The following is a 19,889-nucleotide window of genomic DNA, read 5'->3' as shown; positions in this document are numbered from 1 at the left end:
CCCAGGAGATTGACCATGCCCGACAGCCCCACTCTCGTCCCCGCCGCCGAAATGGCGAAGCGAAGCAGCATGACGTTCCCGAACGAAAGTGCCGACTATCGCCGTGCGCGCCATGCGTTGCTGGTCGAGGAGATCGAACTGCGCCGGCACATCGAACGCGTGGCCGAGCAGCGCCGCGCGCTGCCACCCGGCGGTGAGGTGACCGGCGACTACCGCTTCGAAGGCAAAGACGGGCCGCTCGATCTGGCCGGCCTGTTCGGCGACAAGCAAACCTTGGTCGTCTACAGCTACATGTTCGGTCCGCAGCGAGAGCGCCCCTGTCCGATGTGCACGTCGCTGCTGAGTGCATGGAATGGCGAGGCACGCGACATCGGGCAGCGCGTCGCGCTGGCGGTCGTTGCACGCTCGCCGATCGAACGTCTGGTCGCCTTCGCGAGTGAACGCGGCTGGCGCGATCTCAAGCTGTATTCCGATATCAACGGCAACTTCAGCCGCGATTACCACGGCATCGACAAGAACGGTGGCGACGATGCGGCATTCACCGTATTCACCCGCCGCGACGGCAGCATCCGTCACTACTGGAGCGGCGAGATGGGTTCCGAAAGTGCCGACCCCGGCCAGGATGCCCGCGGCGCACCCGACCTGATGCCGCTGTGGACCATCCTCGACGTGACACCCGAAGGGCGCGGCAGCGACTGGTACCCGAAGCTCGATTACCCGACCTGATGCCTGTATCCAGGTCAGCGGACTGAATGCGACCCAACGTGTAACTTCAGGCTGACAACCGATTCATCCCAGACGCGTTAGGTTGGTCTGTCCCCCCGAGACAGATCGCTGGACTGTCATGTCCATGAAATATTCCACGACGGTTTAGCGATGTGTCCCGGCCACTTGTATCGCCCTTGCAAGCAGCATGGTTGCTTCCCCTTGAGTGCACCCATCGCCATCGACAACCAGCAAACCGGCACCATCGAAAAATGGCTGCGTGGCGACATCGCGTGGATGCTGATCGTCTTGCTCATCGGCTTGACGGCGCGATTGCTCCACATCGAAAGCCAGCCGTTCTGGCTCGACGAGGCGCTGACCTACCAGCGCATTCATCTCGGCCTCGACGGCCTGATCGCCGACAGCTTCAGCAACCGGCACATGCCGAGTTATTTCCTGATGCTGCAACTGTTTTCGCAGTTCGACTCGGCCGACGCGTGGCTGCGGATACCGTCGGCGCTGTTCGGTGCGATGTCGGCCGGTATGGTGTTCGTCATCGCACGGCGCATCGGCGGACGCAGCGCCGCGATCGTCGCCGGACTGTTGATGGCGCTGTCGCCGCTGCAGGTGCAATACGGCCAGGAAGCGCGCTCGTATACGCTCGTCACCTTGCTGATCACCGTCGCGCTGTGGGGCCTGGTGCGGCTCGCACAAAACCCCGGGCGGGCTGCGCTGGATATTCGCCATCCCGGCTTCGATCGCCGCGGCTGGGCGGCTTATGTGATCGGCACGATCGGCGCGCTGGATGTGCTCGGCGATGCAGCGCCCTGGTTGATCGCCGCCAACGTGTCGCTGCTGCTGATCTGGTGCAGCCTGCGTCAGGAACAATCGCAGCAGCAGCGGACCAGCTTCCGGCGCAACTGGCTGCTGAGCGTAGCCATCATCCTGGTGTGCTGCGTGCCCTTTTACGGCGCGATTCTGGCGGCCAGCGATGGCCAGATGTTGCAGAAATTCGACTGGATCCCGCCGTTGAGCTGGAAAAATCTCCGGGTCGTCGCCAAGAGTGCCTATCTGATGCGTATGGCCGCCGTGGTGCGTTTCAGCGTGTTGCCTACGGCCGTACCGTTGCTCGGATTGCTGGTGGCGGTGCTGGGCGGCATCGGGCTGCTTCGCATGCGCGGACGGCTGGAAGGACGCGTCCTGCTGCTGGGCTTCGCGGTGTTGCCGCTGTTGCTGTTGGCCATCTCGCTGGTCAAATCCATGGTGCTGCCGCGCTATATCCTGTGGAGCGCCGTACCGTTCTTCGTGCTGGCCGGAATCGGCGCCGCTGCACTGCCCCGTCGGATCGTGCCCGCCGCGATTACCGCACTGTTGCTGCTGTGCGCAGTCAATCTTGCACCGGTCTACCGGACCGAAACCAAGCCGCGCTGGGACAAGGCCGCCGCCACGCTGGCCGCCAATGTTCGCCCCGGCGACACGGTATTCACCGGCGACCCGAACGCACCCACCATGCTCGCCGTGCTGCAACCCAGGGATGCAGCACCGATCGGCAACACCGCCCTGGTGACGCCGCGACTCGACGTGGCGTTGGCACGCTGGAAACAAGGCGGCCGCGTCTGGGCGGTGAACGGCCGCTCGGCGATGGGTCAGCGCGAGGAGCTGGACGCCTTCAAGACCCGCATTGCCGCCTTGGGCACCCCGGCCCTGGAAATCCCCGAAGGCAACGAAATCACCATCCTGATGTTCGCTGCACCTAAGAGCGGCACCTGAGCCAGGCTGCCATTGCTGAAAACGCGAGCCGGTCTTCCGCCGCCACTCTCAGCTACCCAGCTTCCTGGCGGCAGCCTGCTTGCGCTTGATGGCGCGAGCGCGGTCCGCGGACTGGACGTTATGCGCGCTGAGGATCGCGGGAAGCAGGCCGGGGAAGCGCTGCTCGATCTCCATGCAACGGCTGGTGTTGTGCATTTCCACACCGCGCCGCTCGCTATGCACCAGCCCTGCTTCGCGAAGCGCACGGAAGTGCTGTGAAAGCGTTGACTTGGGGATGCTGCGGTCGCTGACCTGCAGGAAGTTCGAGCAGATGCTGGTGCACGTCGCGCCGGCCAGTTCCGCATAGATCGCCACACGCACCGGGTCGGACAGGGCATGCAGGATGCCTTCCACGGTGATGTCTTCGATCGGTGGGTGAATCAGCGGCCTCATGGTTTTGATGGTAGCAGCTCTTGACATCTAGTTCTTTAGTTCATAAGTTACGAACTATAGAAGTATAGAACTCCACCCACGCACCACAGGAAATGTCATGAGCAAGCTCGCAGGTAAAGTCGCCATTGTCACCGGCGCATCCAAAGGCATTGGCGCGGCCATTGCCAAATCACTGGCCGCCGCTGGCGCGTCCGTGGTCGTCAATTACGCCTCCAGCAAGACCGGCGCCGATACCGTCGTCACCGAGATCGGTGCAGCCGGCGGCAACGCGGTTGCCGTACGCGGCGACGTCTCCAAGGCAGCCGATGCTCAAGCCATCGTCGACGCAGCGATCGAGCATTTCGGCCGGCTGGATATCCTCGTCAACAACTCCGGCGTGTACGGATTCTCCCCGCTCGAGAGCATCACCGAAGAAGACTTCCACCGGCACTTCAACGTCAACGTGCTCGGCCTGCTGTTGACGACCCAGGCTGCCAGCAAGCACCTTGGCGAGGGCTCCAGCATCATCAACATCGGCTCCGTCGTCACCCGCATCACCCCGCCAGGCAGTGCGGTGTACACCGGCACCAAGGGCGCGGTGGATGCCATCACCGGCGTGCTGTCACGTGAGCTGGGTCCCCGCAAGATCCGCGTCAACGCACTGAACCCGGGCATGGTCGAAACCGAAGGCACCCATGCCGCCGGCTTCATCGGTTCGGATTTCGAAACGGGCACCGTCGCGCAAACCCCGCTGGGTCGGCTCGGTCAGCCGAACGACATCGCCGCGATTGCGGTGTTTTTGGCTTCCGATGACTCGTATTGGCTCACGGGCGAACAGCTGCTTGCCGGCGGCGGCGTGCGTTAATCGGCAAAGGGCGCATTCCAACCATGGAATGCGCCCGAAACCGGAGCCGATATCGCGGCAATAGTTGCCCGATATCGACTGTTGTCAGCCTGCCGCTTCGCGACGAGGCAGTTTCCAGCCGGGTCGGACGAAATGGCAGGTATAGCCGTTAGGGTAGTGCTCGAGGTAATCCTGATGCTCGGGCTCGGCTTCCCAGAAGTCGCCCGCGGGTGCCAGTTCCGTTACCACCTTGCCCGGCCACAGGCCGGAGGCATCCACGTCGGCGATGGTGTCTTCGGCCACCTGCTTCTGCTCCGCGGAGGTGTAGAAGATCGCCGAGCGGTAGGCACTGCCACGATCATTGCCCTGCCGGTTCGGCGTGGACGGATCATGGATCTGGAAGAAGAATTCCAGCAGCATGCGATAGCTCAGCACCGACGGGTCGAAGATCACCTCGATCCCCTCCGCATGGCTGCCGTGATGGCGATAGGTCGCGTTCGGCACATCGCCGCCGGTGTAACCCACGCGGGTGGCGATCACGCCGGGATAGCGACGCAGCAGATCCTGCACGCCCCAGAAGCAGCCACCCGCCAGCACGGCACGTTCGCTGGTCATTGCACATCCTCCACCTGATTCAGATAATCCTCGTAACCCTCAGCCTGCATATCGTCGCGATGGACGAAGCGCAGCGAGGCCGAGTTGATGCAGTAGCGCAGGCCGCCACGATCCCGCGGGCCATCGGGAAACACGTGGCCGAGATGGCTGTCGCCGTGCGCCGAGCGCACTTCGGTGCGGATCATGCCGTGCGTGCCGTCGCGCAATTCGTTGACGTTGGCCGGCTCGATCGGCCGGGTGAAGCTGGGCCAGCCGCAGCCCGATTCGAATTTGTCGGACGAGGCAAACAGCGGCTCGCCCGAAACGATGTCGACGTAGATGCCCGGCGCCTTGTTGTCCAGGTATTCGCCGGTGCCGGGACGCTCGGTGGCACTTTGCTGGGTGACGCGATACTGCTCCGGCGTGAGCTTCGCGATGGCAGCGGGGTTCTTGCTGTACGTGTTCATGGGCTCTCCTGCTTCAGACAAAGGTCCCGGGGTTGAACCGATAACATGATCCAGACCGACAACGTCGCCGATAGATTGGAATAGTGCATAGATTGGGGTCAGCCAGGCGAACCCCAACCTGCACACTTTTGCATTACGCACCAGAGCGGCTCACGGTTACGTGCAAGGCATCCCGACGACACCATTGCGGCCCTTGGCCTTGGCCGCGTAGAGCGCGTGGTCGGCGACGGCGATCAGGGATTCCGGCGGCTGCCTGGGATCCGGGCGTGCGGCGCTGACGCCGATGCTGACGGTGACGTGGTTGGCCACGATCGAAGCGGGATGCCCGATAGCCAGCGCCTCGATGCGGCGGCACAAATCCACCCCAAGACGCTGCGCTTCGCTCAAGTCATGCCCCGGCAACAGGAGCACGAATTCCTCGCCGCCGTAGCGCGAGACGTGCGCCTGCGTGCCCTGGACAATCTCGGCGCACAGACGCGCCAGCACACGCAGGCACTCATCGCCGAACACATGGCCGCAGGCGTCGTTGAGCGCCTTGAAGCAATCGACATCGACCAGCAACAAGGCCAGAAACTCTCCGTCCTGAGCATGCCGCTCCCATTCCTGCGCCAGACGCTGGTCGAAGCTGCGACGGTTGGCGATGCCGGTAAGGCCGTCGCTCATCGACAGCTGCTCCAGCTTGCGGTTGGCCAGCTCCAGCTCGCGCACCACGCGCGCGAGGTGGACGGCGCCGGCGATCTGCAGCGCAACGGCATCGAACATCGCGCAGACTTCCGGCGTGAAGAAATCCGCGGAGGTGCTTTCGAGGTTGAGCACACCGTGCAGGTGCGCACGATGCCGGATCGGCACCAGATACTCGGATTTCACCCGACAGTTGCCGGGCACGTAATCCGCATCCGCTTCCACGTCGGCGATCAGTTGGGCCTCGCCGCTGCGCACGCAACGGCCTGAGGCACCGATCGTCACCGGCCATGGCAACTCACCAGGCAGGTCAAGCTCGATGCCCGACCAGACCTCCTGCACGAAATGCGTACCCTCGTCATTGAGCAGGATGATGCTGGCAATGGCCACCGGAAGTCGCCGCGCCACGCAATCGACAATCCGCTGCAGCATGGCTTCCAGCGTATCGCCCTGCAACGCCTCCATCGACACCTGCGCCAGGATCTCAGTGAGCATCGCGCGGCGGTCGGACGCACCACTCTCGCTCCACGGCGAGCGCCGCTGATGCGCGTGCTCGTCACCTGGAGTGGGATGCGTCATGGCTGTAGCTGGCCCGGGCATTTTTGGCCGAGTCTACGACGAGTCGCAGCGCTAAGGGGTCAAAAGGCCATACCGGGCCAGCTCACTTTGACCCCGCAGTTTGACTGACAAGGTTGGAAAGGAGCTCTGCCCCGTTACGTTTCGGAATCCATATCCTGGATATCACGCGCGACTAACGGTCGAAGGTGCAGCCTGACCGCCCACTTGGCAATAGTTCGTCCCTCTGGCAGTTCTTGATCTGTGATTGAGGTCTTCGCCGTGAATACTCGAGACGTATCCCGCTCCCAATCGTTATGGCATGTCAGCACATGGCCCGGCTTCATCGCCCACATCGTTCATCGACCGGCGAAGGAACCGTCGGATCAGACTGCTGTGCGCATGACCAGGCGACAGCAGTTGCTTGCTGCGCAGGACCTCAAGCGGCGAGAACAGCGTGAACTTATATTGGGGCAGCTGCGCTACATCAAGCCGAGAGGCCGCGGCAATTCGTGAGACACGTTGGTCCGGGATATCCGCGTCAAGACTGCACGGTTCGTGGTGGGCGCCGAGCAGGCTGTCGTCCATGTCATCCAGCATGGCTTTGCTCGTAACCGGTGAGGCACAGACATAGCTCGCCGCTCGAGATGGTGATGCCAGCTCTCGCGACAGGAGATCACTGAACAGGCAACGGCGGGATCGCCAGGCTGCGTTCTCTGTCGCCGGTAGCTCCCGTGAGCATGCTCGGTGGCAGATGCCCGACATCGCCAACGCTGATGACCTTGAAGCTGCCGTTGGTTTCGATGCGGATCTCAGTGATGCTGGCATTGCCCACCGACATTTCCAGCCACGCCTTGGTGTCCACGCCAAGCGCGCGCATGATCAGGTAGCGGATCACGTCGCCGTGGCATACGAACAGGTCGGTGCGCTCATGGCCTGTGGCAGGTTTGAAGTAGCGTGCGAATACGCGGTCGAGCTGGGCGCTGCACGCCGCCAGGTCTTTCGGCTTTTCATGAGCCATGATCTCGGCCCGCCGGGTGGGCGGCGTGCATTCGGCAAGATCGTCGACCACCTCGAAATGACGCCCCGGGAAATCGCCAGCGATGATCGCCGCTGTGTCGCGCGCGCGTTGCACCGGGCTTACATACATCGCATCGAAACGCGTCGGCAGGCCAGCCAGGCGTGCGCCCACCAACTGCGCCTGTGCCACGCCGATCGGCGCCAGATGCGGCCCCGGCTGGTCGCCTATGGCCGGATCCGGCACGTAATAGCCGTGCCGCACCAGCACGATGGTTCGCGCCGCGGGTGCCTGTCTATCCGCGCCATGTGCTGCGGCGGTCAGCAGTAGGCAACACAGGCTTAGCAGGAATCTGTTCATGGCCGCAGTATCGCGCAACTGCAAAACGCGCAGTGCCATTCAGAAAGCCGCAATGCGCTAACGCTGATTCGACCCTGCTCTGGAGAGGCTGGCCGCTATTTCGCCTGCAGCGTAGTCAGGACCTGCTGCGCATCCGCGTGTGCACCGTCCAGCGTCGTGCTCTTCAAGCCATGCTCGGCCTCGGTCAAAGCGGCGTGCAGTCTGGACTCACTGGCAGCATCGCCCTTGGCATCGACGATGGCACCCTGGCCCTGGCCCTTGCACGGGTCCGCTTCCTGGGCATCGAACTCCTTGCCGGATGGCCCGACCAGACAGTTGATGACATGGTGCAGATGCGCATGCACCGTCTTCAGATCCGCCGCGCCGAGCGCCATGCCGGCATGGGCGCTGGCCGTACCGACCTGCTTCGATACCGTACTGTCAGAATCCGCCGCCTGCGCGAGGATGGGCAGCGCGACCGCCAGCAAGCATATCGGCAACCACCGAATGAATTTCTTCGCCATGGCACAACTCCGGAGTAACGCGGCATGCGCCGCCGTCGCCACAGCATAGGCCCGTGCCGTTCAACGAAAAAGGGGTATCTGTTCCAGCTTGCACGATAGATGCTGAGAAGAGGACTTGACCAACTCATTATCATCGTCCAGATTCATCTCGATAAAGTGGACTCCGATCACGATTCCATTCTGGATGAACCCGCTTTTTGCTGCCGCCTTGGTAATGCCGCTTTCATTAAAAAAATCGCAATAACTTGCAGCTACCAAATAGCCACGATAGTGGTTAGCGTACGGCGGTCGCCATTGCATGGTGATACGGAGACGGGGACTCCGGGTTGTATTTTGTTTTGGGAATACCTTTGGATTTGGATAATCCAAGTCCGACGACCACTACACTTTGCTTCCAATGGGGAATATCTATGCAATCCAAGAAGATTTCTGGCACACGTCAGCTGCTCAAGATCGCGATTATTGCAAGTCTCGTTAGTGCTGCGTGGCTTCCATCGGCCTTTGCTGCACCTGCCGTCGAAAACGGCGTTGATCAAGCACAAGCCCCTTCGATGGTGCAGGCCCAGGCCATTCAAAGCTGGCACGAGGACATGGTCCGTATGGCGGCACCTTCGGAAGGCTGCTTTCAGGCCACGTTCCCCAGCATTCTCTGGAAACAGGTGGCTTGCACCCAGGTACAGCCATTTTCCCACCCATTGCCGCGGCGTCCTGATGCCTTGACGAGGTTTGCAGAGAGCGCAGGCACTGGTGGTACGCAGACCACCGGCAATGGTGCCGACTATGCCATTGAAGTTTCGGGGTTGATCAAAAGTGCCACAGGGACCTTTCCATCGGTCACCGGCGTAACCTCTGAAAAGGGCGTAGGCGTTGCGGCCTTCGGCGGCGGCGGCATTCTGGGACCGAACGAATACACGCTCCAGGTGAATTCGAATTACAACAAGACTACCAGCGCATGCAAAAGTCATTCGGGCTGCACGGTCTGGCAGCAATTCATTTATTCGCCGGATTACAGCACCAAAGGCAAGGCAGCCGTTTTCATCCAGTATTGGCTGCTCGGTTACGGCGGCAGCAGCTGCCCCAGCGGATTTGGCAGCGACGGCGCCGGTGATTGCTACAAGAACAGTTCCGCCGTAACGGCTCCGGATGTACCGGCCACCCAGCTGGCCAACCTCAAGATTTCCGGCACTGCCACGACCAGCGGCAACGACACGGTGGTGTTCACCAACGGCACCACAGCCTACACGCTCAGCGCAAAGGACAGCGTGCTGGATCTCGCCAGCGCATGGGACCAGACCGAGTTCAATGTCGTCGGCAACGCTGGCGGATCGGAAGCAGTGTTCAACTCCGGCTCGTCGATCACCGTGAATCTGGCAGTAAGCGATGGGAGTACTGCCAAGCCGACGTGCGCAGCTAACGCCGGCTCGACCGGTGAGAGCAACAACTTGAACCTGGGCAGCTGCACCGCCACCGGTGGATCATCGCCGTCGATAAAGTTTACCGAATCGAACTAAGCACACCAGTCGCGGTACGCTGAAATCTAGCTAGTAAGAGTGGTGGCCGAGGGGCGTATGCGCCCCTCGGCGTTTGTTCCAATGCCGGTCAGTGCTGTCAACGCGGACCAGAGTTACTTCCAGCGGTGCCCTTTTCCCGGCTGGGCTGATTAGCCGCGCCTATGCTCGTACAACGGCCGATGACGGCTTCGATCTCACGTTCGAAACGTGCCAGTGCAACGACTCCAGCTACGCAGTGGGTTACGATGCCGCCCCCTGGTCGCGTTGCGGCCAACTGCCACTGTCCCAGGAGATTGCCCGTCGTGTCGCATTATTCCGGCCCCCTGCTCACGCGTCCGATCGCCGAGGCACTGCTGGCCGCGCGCGATGCCAGTGCAGGCGAATGGACTGGCTCGCTGGACTTGGGGCGCTCGAACGGCAGCGCGGTGATGCAGGCTGACGCCTGGCAGTGGCGAGGCCAGCGCTATCCGTATCCGCCCAGGCTGAAGGACCGTACGATCTATGTCTGGGATCGTGATGAGTTCGCGCCGGTGTCGCGCTATGCCGGCTCACTGATCAAGCTGGTGCCCACCGAGTGGGGCGCGCCCACGTTCGAGATCGACGGCATCAAGATGCTACCCACCTCGAAGGAGTCGCCCTTCGAGGACGCGCGACGCAAGGTGGCCCTGATCGAACCGCGCGGCAAGGTGGTGCTCGATACCTGCGGCGGCCTCGGCTACTTCGCTGCCTGCTGTCTGGAGGCTGGCGTAGCAAGCATCCACTCGTTTGAGAAGAACGCCGATGTGCTGTGGCTGCGCACGCTCAACCCGTGGTCGCCGGATCCCGACGCGGCCGCCAGCGGCGGACGCCTGCAACTCACCCATGCTGACGTGTCGCAAACGATTGCGCAGATCGCTGATGCGTCAGTGGACGCGCTGCTGCACGACCCACCGCGCTTCGGTATCGCCGGCGAGCTGTACTCGCAGACTTTCTACGACCAGCTTGCACGCGTGCTGCGCCGCGGTGGACGCCTGTTCCACTACACCGGCAGCCCGAACAAACTCACCAGCGGGCGCGACGTGCCGCGCGAGGTGGAAAAACGGCTGGAGAAAGCGGGATTCAAGGCGCAGCTCGCGCTGGACGGCGTACTGGCGACACGGCGCTGAATGGGTCTCGCGAACGGAGACGTCTCAACCCGTCCTGGCTGGTCAATTTTCTTGACATTATGTCAGCTTTGTTTGACATTACGTTCAACATAGTTAACCCAAAGGCCAAATCATGTCGTCACTTGAGAAGCGTGCCTGGCTCGCCTTGTGGAGCATGTGCCCCGTCTATTGCGTCTATTTCGCGATCCAGATCGGGTTTCCGAACCTGCTGCCGACCATGCTGGAACGCATCGGCTGCCTCGCCGTGGTGGCCAGCATCCATGCCGTGGCTTACGTCAGCGGCCTGCTGATGATCAAGCGGCGTGAAGCTGGCGAGCCCTTCCTTGAAGACGAGCGCGACCGCGCGATCGACGGGCGCGCGACCCGCATGGCCTATTTCGTCCTGATCACGGGCATGATCGTTGTCGGCGTCGTCATGCCGTTCAACAACAGTGGCTGGAAGCTTGTCAACACTGCTCTGCTCGGAATCGTGTTGGCCGAGACGGTGCGCTACGCCCTGATCCTGATCGGTTACCGGCGGCCGCGCCTTGCCCACTGAATCGATGAGCAACGAGGTCCGCCTGCTGCGCTTCCTCGCGCAGGACATGACGCAGGCCGAACTGGGCAAGCGCGTAGGCCTTACGCGTCAGACCATCGCCGCGATCGAACAGGGGCGCTATTCGCCGTCGCTGGACGTCGCCTTCCGCATCGCCCATCTGTTCGGCAAACGGGTCGACGAAGTGTTCCACTGGCAACCCGGCGGAGCTGAAGGCAACGTTGCAGCGAACTCCGACGCTGGCTAGATGCTCGCGGTCCCATCAACACCTCGAAGCCTCCAATGACTTCGTCCAGGTGGGCATCCGTCCACGCACTTCTGGCGTATAAACAGGCTGGCCCATTCGTCGTCCCCAGGAGTCACACCCAATGAAGTCATTGTTGAAATTTGCAGCCCTCACCCTCGTCGGTACCGCCACACTTGCGTCGCCGGCGTTTGCCGCACTGAAGGAAGGCGCCCAGGCGCCCGATTTCACTGCACCGGCCTATCTCGCCGGCCAGCCCTTCACGTTCAAGCTCGCCGACGCATTGAAGAAGGGACCGGTAGTGGTCTATTTCTTCCCTGCCCCGCATACCTCGGGCTGCAACGTCGAGGCACATCTGTTCTCGGAAGCCATTCCCCAATTCACGGCGGCGCATGCCACCGTGATCGGTGTCACTGCCGGCAATCTCGACCAGCTTGCAGCGTTCTCGAAGGAAGCCGACCACTGCAGCGGCAAGTTCCCAGTCGCGGCCGACGAGGGCGCGAAGATCGCCAGGCAATACGATGCGTTGCTGCTGATGAAGCCGGGCTGGTCGGACCGCACCTCGTACGTGATCGCCCCGTCGGGGAAGATCACCTATGTCTATTCCAGCCTCAGCCCCACCAAGCATGTCGAAGAGACGCTGAATGCGGTGAAGGCGCTTGAGCAACCGGACAGCACCGCGAAATAATCGCAGACCCTAGGGATGGTCTGAGTAACTCGCCATCCCAGCGAAAGCTGGGATCCAGTGCCGTTGCAAGGTACTGAAGACGCTGGATCCAGCTTTCGCTGGAAAGACGGGCAAAGGCTCATTCAGACCATTCCTAAGACGGCGCAGAGACCACTTCTTCGAGAAGTGACCTCTGCGCCGCTGTCGCGATGGCGCTACCGACTTCGCCCTACTTGCGCGGCGCGATGATCTGGCTCAGGTAATCCGGCGTACCCTCGATGCGGACCAGATGCGGGTACTGCAGGCCACCGTGGTAATCCACGGGCACCGTGCGGTAGCCACCCTGGTACTTCAGCAGCAGCTGGATCGGCGCCTTGCTGTCCTTGGCTGACGCGATCGCGCCCTTCAGCACATCGCTCGAATAGTTCTGCCCGTTCACCGCGATCAGGGTGGCGCCGGTGCTGACGCCGGCCTTGAACGCCGGACCGTCCCAGCGCACGTCGTTGACCTCGCCCTTGTCGGTCATCGTCAGGCCGATCGACCAGGCGAAGTTGTACAGATGGCGGGACGGTTCCGGCCGGCTGTTGTACTGCTTCTCGTACCCGCTTTCCTGATCGGTGTAGACCAGCTTCCAGCCGGTCGCGGCGATGCCGTTCTCCAGCGGCGGATTGAGTGCATCGACACGCGCGCGCAGGAAACTCGCCCAGTCGTACTTGGCTACGCCATTCAGTGCCGCCACGACGTCATCAAAAGTGTAGGTCTTCGTGACGTAGCTGCCGTTGTCGACGCCGAAGAACGCGCTTGCGAAATCGTCCAGCGACTTGTGGTCGTCCGTCAACGCGCGCAGCTTGGCATCCACCTCCAACCACATCATCTGCCCGCCGCTGTAGTAATCCTCGCTCATCTGCCAACTGCGGTACGGCAGGCTCGAACGGCGGGCTGCGGTCGCGTCGTTGGTGGTGTCTTCCAGCGTGCGCCACTGGAAACCTTCGCGGTTGCGGCTGTAATTGGCTGCCTCCATGGCCAAGGCGTCGCGGAACTCCTGTGGCGTCCACATGCCGGCGCGCGCGGTCAGTATGTAACCCCAGTACTGCGTCTGGCCCTCGTACACCCACAGCAGCGAATCACCCATCGGCACGTTGAAGTTGGGCGTCCACAGATCAGCCGGACGGCGGAACTTGCCATTCCACGAATGGGTGTACTCGTGCGCCAGCAGGTCGCGACCCGGCGAGTTGTCGCTCCAGGCGGTGAAGTAGTCGGCGCCCAGGCCGTCCTCGCTGGACTGGTGGTGCTCCGTACCGTTGCCGCCCAATACATCCGACAGCGAGAACAGGAAGTCGTAATGGTCGTAGTGATGCGAGCCGAACAGCTTCACCGCCTGCGTCACCAGCGCGCGATGCACGTTCAACTGATCGGGTGTCATCTCCAGGTACTTCGGCGCGTCGGCGACGATGTCCAGATGCACCGGCGCGTCGCCACCCGGGTTGAGATCAACCCGCTTGAAGTATTGACCTGCGTAGATCGGCGAATCGACCAGGTTGTTGAACGTCACCGGCTTGAAGGTGGTGGTATCACCCGACTGCGAGGCCGTCTCCAGCGCGGTGCCGAGCTGCCAGCCATGCGCCAGCGTCACGCTGGGTGCGAAGGTGATACCGCGCGAAAAATACCCGGCCGGATACAGCGACACCTTGCTCCACTCCATGTCCATCATGCGGTCGGTGATCTCGAACCCCTCGTTGTCGGTGCGACCGGACATGTACTGAAATGTCGCATCGACAGTGGAGACGCCCGCGGGTACGTCGAGATGGAACGCGTACACGTTGTACTTGTCGCGCTTCCACATCAGCGGCTTGCCATTGGCACTGAGCTTGAGGCCGGCGAGCATGGCAATCGGGCCGGTTGGCGAGTGGTCGCCGGGAATCCACTGCGGGTACAGCAAGGTCAACGCGCCCGCCTGCACCGGAATCGTTTCATGGACGCGGAAGATGCCCTGCAACGTGTCGCTGGCATCGACATGAAGCGCGATCGTGCCAGCATAGGGCGTGTCTTGTGGCACAGGTACCTGGTCGGTTCGCGGCCCCTGCGCGCTTACGGCGCTTGTCGTGATGGCCATCGATATGGCTACGGCAAGACGTACAAGTGTGTGGCGCACGTCAGACGGCGACCGAGAGAGAGAGGCAACGTACATAATGAACTCCGACAGGCAGGCCCAAGGAATTCGCACAACTTAACATCGCTGCGAAAACTATGTAGCCCGAAGTATTTCTACTGCGACCGCCGCCCTATTCCACCCGCTTCCCGCCGCTGGCTGAGGCCAGGCGCAAAAAGGTTTCGTGCTGGTAGCGGCTCATGCGCAGCTTCTGGCCGGTATCCATCGTGACGACGTGGTAGCCGTTGAACCACGGATGGATGGCCTGGATCCGGCGTACGTTGATGATGGCCGAACGGTGGACCCGCGCGAAATGCCGTGGATCGAGTCGCGCGGCAAGCGCGCTCATGGTCTCGCGCATTTCGTGGACGCCGTCGGCCAGGTGGATCTGCACGGTGTTGCCGCTGGCCTTTATCCACACGATCTGATCGACGTCGATGAAACTGATGTGCTCGTCGATGCGCACGGGAAGGCGCTCGATGTAGTCGTCGCGCTGGCGCAAGGCATCAAGCGCCTGCAGGATCTGCACAGAGGCGGCCCCGCCCATACCCTCGCCGGTAGACAGCCGTGCCTTCACGCGCCGCAGCGTGTTCGCGAAACGCTCGCGGCTGAACGGCTTCACCAGGTAGTCCACCGCGTTCGCCTCGAACGCCCGCACCGCGTATTGCTCGAAGGCGGTGACAAACACCGTCGCGGGCATGCGCTCTGCGCCAATGGTCGCCACCACGTCCATGCCGCTCATCGCAGGCATCTGGATGTCGAGAAAGACCAGGTCCGGCGACTGGCTGCGTATCGCCTCGACCGCCGACACGCCATCACCGCACTCGGCCAGCAGCTCGATGTCGGGATCATCGCGCAGCAGGCGCACGATGGCACGGCGCGCGATCGGTTCGTCGTCCACGACCAGGGTGGCGATGCTCATGCGGACTCGACCTCGGGCGCATCGTCCGTTTCCTCGATCTCGCGAAACGGCAGGCGCAGCCGGCAGATCACGCCCTCGGGCCAGATCATCCCCAGGCTCACCTGCGCAACATCACCATACAGTTCGCGCAGGCGCAGTTCGGTATTCGACAGGCCGATACCATGCCCCGATGCGGATGCAGGCCCGGCCTCCAGCGTGCTGTTGCGGTTGCGCACATCGATGCACAGGGTATCGCCCTCGCGCCGGCTTTCGATCTCGATGCAGTCCACACCGATCCGCTTGCTGATCCCATGGGTAATGGCGTTCTCCACGATCGGCTGCAGAATCAGGCTGGGCACAGCGCAATCCAGCGTGTCCGGGGCGACATAGATCTGTGTGGTGAGGCGATCCTTGAAGCGGATGCGCTGGATGCCGAGGTAGAGGTCCAGCAGCACCAGCTCCCGCCGCAAACTGACTTCCTGGCCGTCGTAGTCCTCGAGGAAGGCACGCAGCAGGTCGCTCAGGCGCAGCAGCATGTCTTCGGCCGACAACGTGTCCTCATCCAGCAAGGTCGCAATCGCGTGCAGCGTGTTGAACAGGAAATGCGGCTGCAACTGCGACTTCAGCGCACGCAGGCGCGACTGTGCGAGCTCCGTCGCCAGCTGGCTCGCCTCGATCTCGCGGCGCGTCTTTTCGGCATGGAACTGCATGGCTTGCTGAATCGCAAACAGCGACCAGTAGGCCAGCAAGCCGGTGGCGAAATGCTGGCCGAGAAACTGCCTGACCTGCTCGTCGAATGAACCGGGTTCGAACGCCGTCGATACGAACGCGCCGATGAACATGGCCAGTAGCGTCACGCCAACGCTCGCCGGCAATTGCATGCCCAGCCCGCGCAGACGCACCGGCGACTGGATCGGATACTTCGCTGCCAGCCGGAACACCAACGGCGCCAGTGCTGCCCACGTGTACCACTCAATGATCGACCAGCGCAGGTAATCGAAGGCCGACCATGTCTTGCCGTTCATTGCGTCGTGCATGAAACCCTGCAGCGCAAACACCGCAACCACCGCCCCCCACAGACCAAGATAGCGGAGCAGACCGATCTGCGTGTTGCCGAGGCGAACCATCATCGTGGGGTGTTCCGTGGGTTGGAGTGGCCATCCTAGGTGCTGCGCACGGCGCTGAAAAGCAACGCCGCGACACCACTACGATTCATCACCGCGTTACGACGATTCGTCCCGAACCACTTTCGCAGCACAGCTCGATCCGGCCATATCACGGTGCCGACCGTGTGCGCACGAGCCACCGGCGGCACCTCACCTCAGCCGGAGCATCTCCATGAATACGACCCGCGCCACCATCCTAAGCACCATGTTTGCCGTCGCGCTTGGCAACCTGCTCGTCGTTCCATCGGCAGCCAGCGCCAACGCAGTACCCAGACCCGCGCGGCACTTCGATCTGGTGAACGCCACGTTCGACAGTGTCATGGCGCTCGCCATCACGCCCGCCGACCACGATGCTTTCCAGGATATCGCCCTGGGTGAGCCGCTGCAGGGCGGCCTGACTTCGATGACCTTCGATGTCCCCGCCGGCGGATGCCTGCGCGACCTCCGCGTCACCTTCCACGGTGGACGCACGCAGATCTTTCCGCGCATCGATGTCTGCCGAAGCAGTGGCCTGCGCCTGACGCCACACAACGGCGGCCCTAAGCCTTCCGGAGCTTGATCAACCCGGGATCAGAGTCTGAAGCATCCCTTCTTGGTCAGAACCATCACCCGGCATGTTCAAGGCCACAGACCATACGGTCGCGCCCCGCGGCCTTGGCGCGATACAGCGCCTCGTCCGCGCAGCGCAGCAGCTGTTCCGGCGATGCCGCGGCGGCAGACACGACGGCAGCGATGCCGACGCTGATCGTCACGTGTGGCGCTGCGTTCGAGGAGCGATGCTCGATCGCCAGCGCGCGCACGGCCTCGAGCATGCGGTGCGCGATCACAGCAGCTTCGCTGGCGTCGCACCCACCGAGCAGCACCGCGAACTCCTCGCCACCGTAGCGCGCGACAAGATCCACATCCGGGCGCAGCACCTTGGTCAGCGCGCCGGCGATGGCAGTCAGTGCGACATCGCCGGCGAGATGGCCATACGTATCGTTGTAGTCCTTGAATGCATCGACGTCGCACATCAGGACCGCCAGTGGCGCACCGCTCACCGCATGTTCGTCCAGGGCCTCGCGCAGCCGCTGGTCGAACGCGCCGCGATTTGCAATGCGGGTGAGGCCGTCAAGTGCGGCAATGCGTTTCAACTCGGCGTTCGCGTTGCGCAGCGCCTCGGTACGCTGCGCGACCTCGCGCGTCAGCTCGCGCTCACGCTCGCGCAGGCGCCACACGCGCAGCCGGTAGATCGCGGCGAGCAAGCCGATGACGATCAGTGCAACGAGGATGCGGAACCACCAGGTGGCATACCAGCGCGGCACGATCGTGAAAGCCACGCTGGCGCCGTCGGTGTTCCACACGCCGTCGTTGTTGCTGGCGATTGCCCGGAACACGTAGTCGCCGGGCGGAAGGTTGGTGTAGTAGGCAACGCGGCTGTTGCCTGCGTCGATCCAACCACGGTCGAAGCCCTCGATGCGATAGCGGTACTGCACCGCGGCAGGCGCCACGTAACTCATCGCGGCATAGTGCAGTTCGATACGCTCCACGTCGGGACCGATCCGGCCGATGTGGTCCGGAACCACGTCCTTGCCGTCCACCAGCACGCGCTCGATCGCGACTGGCGGACTCTGCCGGTTCACACGCTCGTGCTTCGGATCAACGATGACCACGCCGTTGGCCGTGCCGAACCACATGCGCCCGTCGCGCGTGCGCCACGCCGGCGTCTGCGAGGCGCCGTTGGCCTGCTGCGACAGCATGCCGTCATTCTTGCCGTACCAGTGCGGCTCTATCTGCTTCAGCGTACCGCGGTCGAGCGCGTCGAGGTCGGTCCGCGCGAGCCGTGCAATGCCGCGATTCGAGCTCACCCAGAAGTGGCCCGCATCGTCGTCGAGCATGGCGAACACCGCGTCGCCGTAGAAGCCCGCCCGCTCGGTGAAGGTCTGCACTTTCTGCCTGCGAATGCGCATGAGGCCGAGGCTGGTACCTAGCCAGAGGTCACCATCGGGTTCGGGATGAAACGCGAACACGCTGATGCCCGGCAAGCCATCGGTGCCGCAGCGGTCGACCACCCCATCGTGCAGGCAGCGCAAACCGCTGCGCTCGCCGATCCACAGACGCCCGGCCGGATCCTCGTACAGGGCGCGCGTGTCGTCGCCGCGCGTGCCCTGAAGCACGCTGACCTTGTCACCGCCGATCTTGTCCAGCGTGATCTTCGCCACACCCTGCAGGCTCGCCACCCACATGCCGCCATCGCGACTCGGCGCGAACGCGAACACGATCGTACCGGGCAGGCCATCGCCGACGCCGAAGTTGCGTACCGTGCCATCGGGCGCGATCCGGCTCACCCCATCGGTCGATCCCACCCACAGGTTGCCAGCCGCGTCGGACTCGATCGCACGCAGCAGCTGACTCGACAACTTGGCGTTGATCGCCGCCGCCGGCACCAGCACCTGGTTCTCGTATCGCGACAGCCCCGAGCCGTCGGTGCCGATCCAGAGCGTTCCCGCGGGATCCTGATAGACGGCGCGTACCGCATTGGAATCCATTTTCCCGGTGACAGTGATGAGCTTCGAATCGCTGAAGCGATGGATGCCGCTGGAAGTGGTTCCCATCCAGAGGTTGCCTTCGCTATCCTCGAACATCGAGCGCACGGTCTCGCCGACCAAGCCGGCCAGCGTGTTGTCGCATTCGAGGCGCGCGGCCGTCAGGCGGCAGATACCCACGCCGCCGAGCGGCGCGAACCACATGCTGCCGTCGCGATCACCGTACAGGGTATAGATGCGCTTCCCATCGAGCGCGGCCACGCGCGGATCGCGCTCGAAGCGCCCATCGCGGTAGCGCACGGGGCCGGCCTGCGTGCCCACCCAGACCGTGCCGGCATGATCGATCGCGAGGCTGTGGACGGCGTTGGTCGGCAGGCCGCGCCGGGTGTCGAATGTCTCGACGTGACCATCGAGCCAGTGCACGACACCGAAATCATCGGCGGCGATCCATATGCCGCCTGCCGCATCGGCCACGATCGCGTGATAGAACCCGCGCGGCGGAAACCCGCTTTCCTCACCCAGCAGACCGATCCCTTTCGCGCCCATCCGCGCGACACCGGCATTGGTGGTCAGCCACAGCGCGCCGCCACGATCCTGCACGATGCCTAACACGCTCTTGATGTTTGCCGGCAGCGCCACCGGCTCCAGCTCGCGCCCACGGCGGCGGTACAGCCCGTTATTCAGCGTGCCGACCCACAACGTGCCGTCACGATCGACATAGACTGCGGTGATCGCCGTGCTCTTCAGCGCCGGTGCCACACGCGGGTCGATGGTGTCGAATTCCGCGCCGCTGTAGTGCACCAGGCCACCGTACGTCGCCAGCCAGATCGAACCGCCGTTGCCCTGTGCGATCGACAACACCGTGCCCTGCGGCAGCTGGTTCTCGTACCAGACATGGGTCAGCTGCCCGATCGCGCGATCGGGATCAAGCGCGCGGGCCGGCGACACCGCCAGCAAGCTGCACACCACCAGGACAAGTGACCCCCATCCCCTGATCCAACGATTCATGTGCAATCCAATCGCTCCCCTGCGACCCGGCCTGCCATCCAGCAGCGCGCCTATCGGCCGTCGGTCCCGAAGACCGATGCGTGGACTATCGCATATCCCGGTGAGGGTGACGGCCTGACCGTTTTCGCGG

General features: G+C 63.0%; 20 protein-coding genes. 9 read left to right on the top strand and 11 right to left on the bottom strand.

Annotated elements, in window-relative coordinates; all coding sequences use genetic code 11:
• Positions 1-15 precede the first annotated feature (15 nt).
• Entirely contained in the window at positions 16-726 is a 711-nt protein-coding gene (locus B0E48_RS05515) for a DUF899 family protein (RefSeq protein WP_077516622.1), read from the top strand.
• Between the two features lie 201 nt (positions 727-927).
• On the top strand, positions 928-2,475 hold the full coding sequence (locus tag B0E48_RS05510; RefSeq protein ID WP_168170292.1) for a glycosyltransferase family 39 protein: 1,548 nt from the start codon (positions 928-930) through the stop codon (positions 2,473-2,475).
• 48 nt (positions 2,476-2,523) lie between these two features.
• Here the strand turns inward: B0E48_RS05510 and B0E48_RS05505 are convergent, their stop codons facing one another.
• Positions 2,524-2,907, bottom strand: coding sequence for a helix-turn-helix domain-containing protein (locus tag B0E48_RS05505; RefSeq protein WP_077516618.1), 384 nt, complete (start codon positions 2,905-2,907; stop codon positions 2,524-2,526).
• Between the two features lie 97 nt (positions 2,908-3,004).
• Between B0E48_RS05505 and B0E48_RS05500 the strand changes: the two genes are divergently transcribed.
• Entirely contained in the window at positions 3,005-3,751 is a 747-nt protein-coding gene (locus B0E48_RS05500; RefSeq protein ID WP_077516616.1) for a glucose 1-dehydrogenase, read from the top strand.
• 84 nt (positions 3,752-3,835) lie between these two features.
• Here the strand turns inward: B0E48_RS05500 and msrA are convergent, their stop codons facing one another.
• The 6 genes from msrA to B0E48_RS05470 form a co-directional block, all read right to left on the bottom strand.
• Entirely contained in the window at positions 3,836-4,345 is a 510-nt protein-coding gene (msrA, locus tag B0E48_RS05495; RefSeq protein WP_077516614.1) for a peptide-methionine (S)-S-oxide reductase MsrA, read from the bottom strand.
• The gene (msrB, locus tag B0E48_RS05490; protein ID WP_077516612.1) at positions 4,342-4,791 is read right to left on the bottom strand and encodes a peptide-methionine (R)-S-oxide reductase MsrB; all 450 of its coding nucleotides are present in this window, start codon (positions 4,789-4,791) and stop codon (positions 4,342-4,344) included. The genes msrA and msrB overlap by 4 nt, the downstream gene beginning before the upstream one ends.
• Positions 4,792-4,947: 156 nt before the next feature.
• Positions 4,948-6,051 (bottom strand): diguanylate cyclase, encoded by a 1,104-nt coding sequence (locus B0E48_RS05485; RefSeq protein WP_168170291.1) that lies wholly within the window; start codon positions 6,049-6,051, stop codon positions 4,948-4,950.
• Between the two features lie 291 nt (positions 6,052-6,342).
• Positions 6,343-6,627 carry a hypothetical protein gene (locus B0E48_RS05480; RefSeq protein WP_077516608.1) on the bottom strand — a complete coding sequence of 95 codons (285 nt, stop codon included), beginning with the start codon at positions 6,625-6,627 and terminating at the stop codon, positions 6,343-6,345.
• Positions 6,628-6,703: 76 nt separating this feature from the next.
• On the bottom strand, positions 6,704-7,405 hold the full coding sequence (locus tag B0E48_RS05475; RefSeq protein ID WP_168170290.1) for a histidine phosphatase family protein: 702 nt from the start codon (positions 7,403-7,405) through the stop codon (positions 6,704-6,706).
• A 95-nt stretch (positions 7,406-7,500) separates the two neighbouring features.
• The gene (locus B0E48_RS05470) at positions 7,501-7,908 is read right to left on the bottom strand and encodes a hypothetical protein (protein WP_077516604.1); all 408 of its coding nucleotides are present in this window, start codon (positions 7,906-7,908) and stop codon (positions 7,501-7,503) included.
• A 410-nt stretch (positions 7,909-8,318) separates the two neighbouring features.
• Between B0E48_RS05470 and B0E48_RS05465 the strand changes: the two genes are divergently transcribed.
• The 5 genes from B0E48_RS05465 (at position 8,319) to B0E48_RS05445 (ending at position 12,031) form a co-directional block, all read left to right on the top strand.
• Positions 8,319-9,419 carry a hypothetical protein gene (locus B0E48_RS05465; RefSeq protein ID WP_139350153.1) on the top strand — a complete coding sequence of 367 codons (1,101 nt, stop codon included), beginning with the start codon at positions 8,319-8,321 and terminating at the stop codon, positions 9,417-9,419.
• Positions 9,420-9,721: 302 nt separating this feature from the next.
• Positions 9,722-10,564 (top strand): MnmC family methyltransferase, encoded by an 843-nt coding sequence (locus tag B0E48_RS05460; protein WP_077517018.1) that lies wholly within the window; start codon positions 9,722-9,724, stop codon positions 10,562-10,564.
• Between the two features lie 217 nt (positions 10,565-10,781).
• A complete protein-coding gene (locus tag B0E48_RS05455) occupies positions 10,782-11,102 on the top strand; it encodes a DUF2178 domain-containing protein (RefSeq protein WP_217317814.1) in 321 nt (106 codons plus the stop codon).
• A 4-nt stretch (positions 11,103-11,106) separates the two neighbouring features.
• On the top strand, positions 11,107-11,346 hold the full coding sequence (locus B0E48_RS05450; protein ID WP_077516600.1) for a helix-turn-helix transcriptional regulator: 240 nt from the start codon (positions 11,107-11,109) through the stop codon (positions 11,344-11,346).
• Positions 11,347-11,467: 121 nt separating this feature from the next.
• Positions 11,468-12,031: a peroxiredoxin gene (locus B0E48_RS05445; protein WP_077516598.1), complete on the top strand. Its 564-nt coding sequence runs from the start codon at positions 11,468-11,470 to the stop codon at positions 12,029-12,031.
• A 208-nt stretch (positions 12,032-12,239) separates the two neighbouring features.
• Here B0E48_RS05445 and B0E48_RS05440 read toward each other — a convergent pair whose 3' ends face one another.
• From B0E48_RS05440 to B0E48_RS05430, 3 genes are all read right to left on the bottom strand, one after another.
• The gene (locus tag B0E48_RS05440) at positions 12,240-14,198 is read right to left on the bottom strand and encodes a M61 family metallopeptidase (protein WP_077516597.1); all 1,959 of its coding nucleotides are present in this window, start codon (positions 14,196-14,198) and stop codon (positions 12,240-12,242) included.
• 94 nt (positions 14,199-14,292) lie between these two features.
• Entirely contained in the window at positions 14,293-15,081 is a 789-nt protein-coding gene (locus tag B0E48_RS05435) for a LytTR family DNA-binding domain-containing protein (protein WP_077516595.1), read from the bottom strand.
• Entirely contained in the window at positions 15,078-16,190 is a 1,113-nt protein-coding gene (locus tag B0E48_RS05430) for a histidine kinase (protein WP_077516593.1), read from the bottom strand. Before B0E48_RS05430 ends, B0E48_RS05435 begins: the two co-directional genes overlap by 4 nt.
• 208 nt (positions 16,191-16,398) lie before the next feature.
• On the opposite strand from B0E48_RS05430, the gene B0E48_RS05425 reads away from it, so the two are divergent.
• Entirely contained in the window at positions 16,399-16,785 is a 387-nt protein-coding gene (locus tag B0E48_RS05425; RefSeq protein ID WP_139350152.1) for a hypothetical protein, read from the top strand.
• 46 nt (positions 16,786-16,831) lie between these two features.
• Here B0E48_RS05425 and B0E48_RS05420 read toward each other — a convergent pair whose 3' ends face one another.
• Positions 16,832-19,759 carry a two-component regulator propeller domain-containing protein gene (locus tag B0E48_RS05420; RefSeq protein ID WP_077516589.1) on the bottom strand — a complete coding sequence of 976 codons (2,928 nt, stop codon included), beginning with the start codon at positions 19,757-19,759 and terminating at the stop codon, positions 16,832-16,834.
• Between the last annotated feature and the right edge of the window lie 130 nt (positions 19,760-19,889).

The organism is Rhodanobacter sp. C03 (genome assembly GCF_002001175.1).
GTDB lineage: Bacteria > Pseudomonadota > Gammaproteobacteria > Xanthomonadales > Rhodanobacteraceae > Rhodanobacter.
This window is presented reverse-complemented; position numbering and strand designations above follow the sequence as displayed.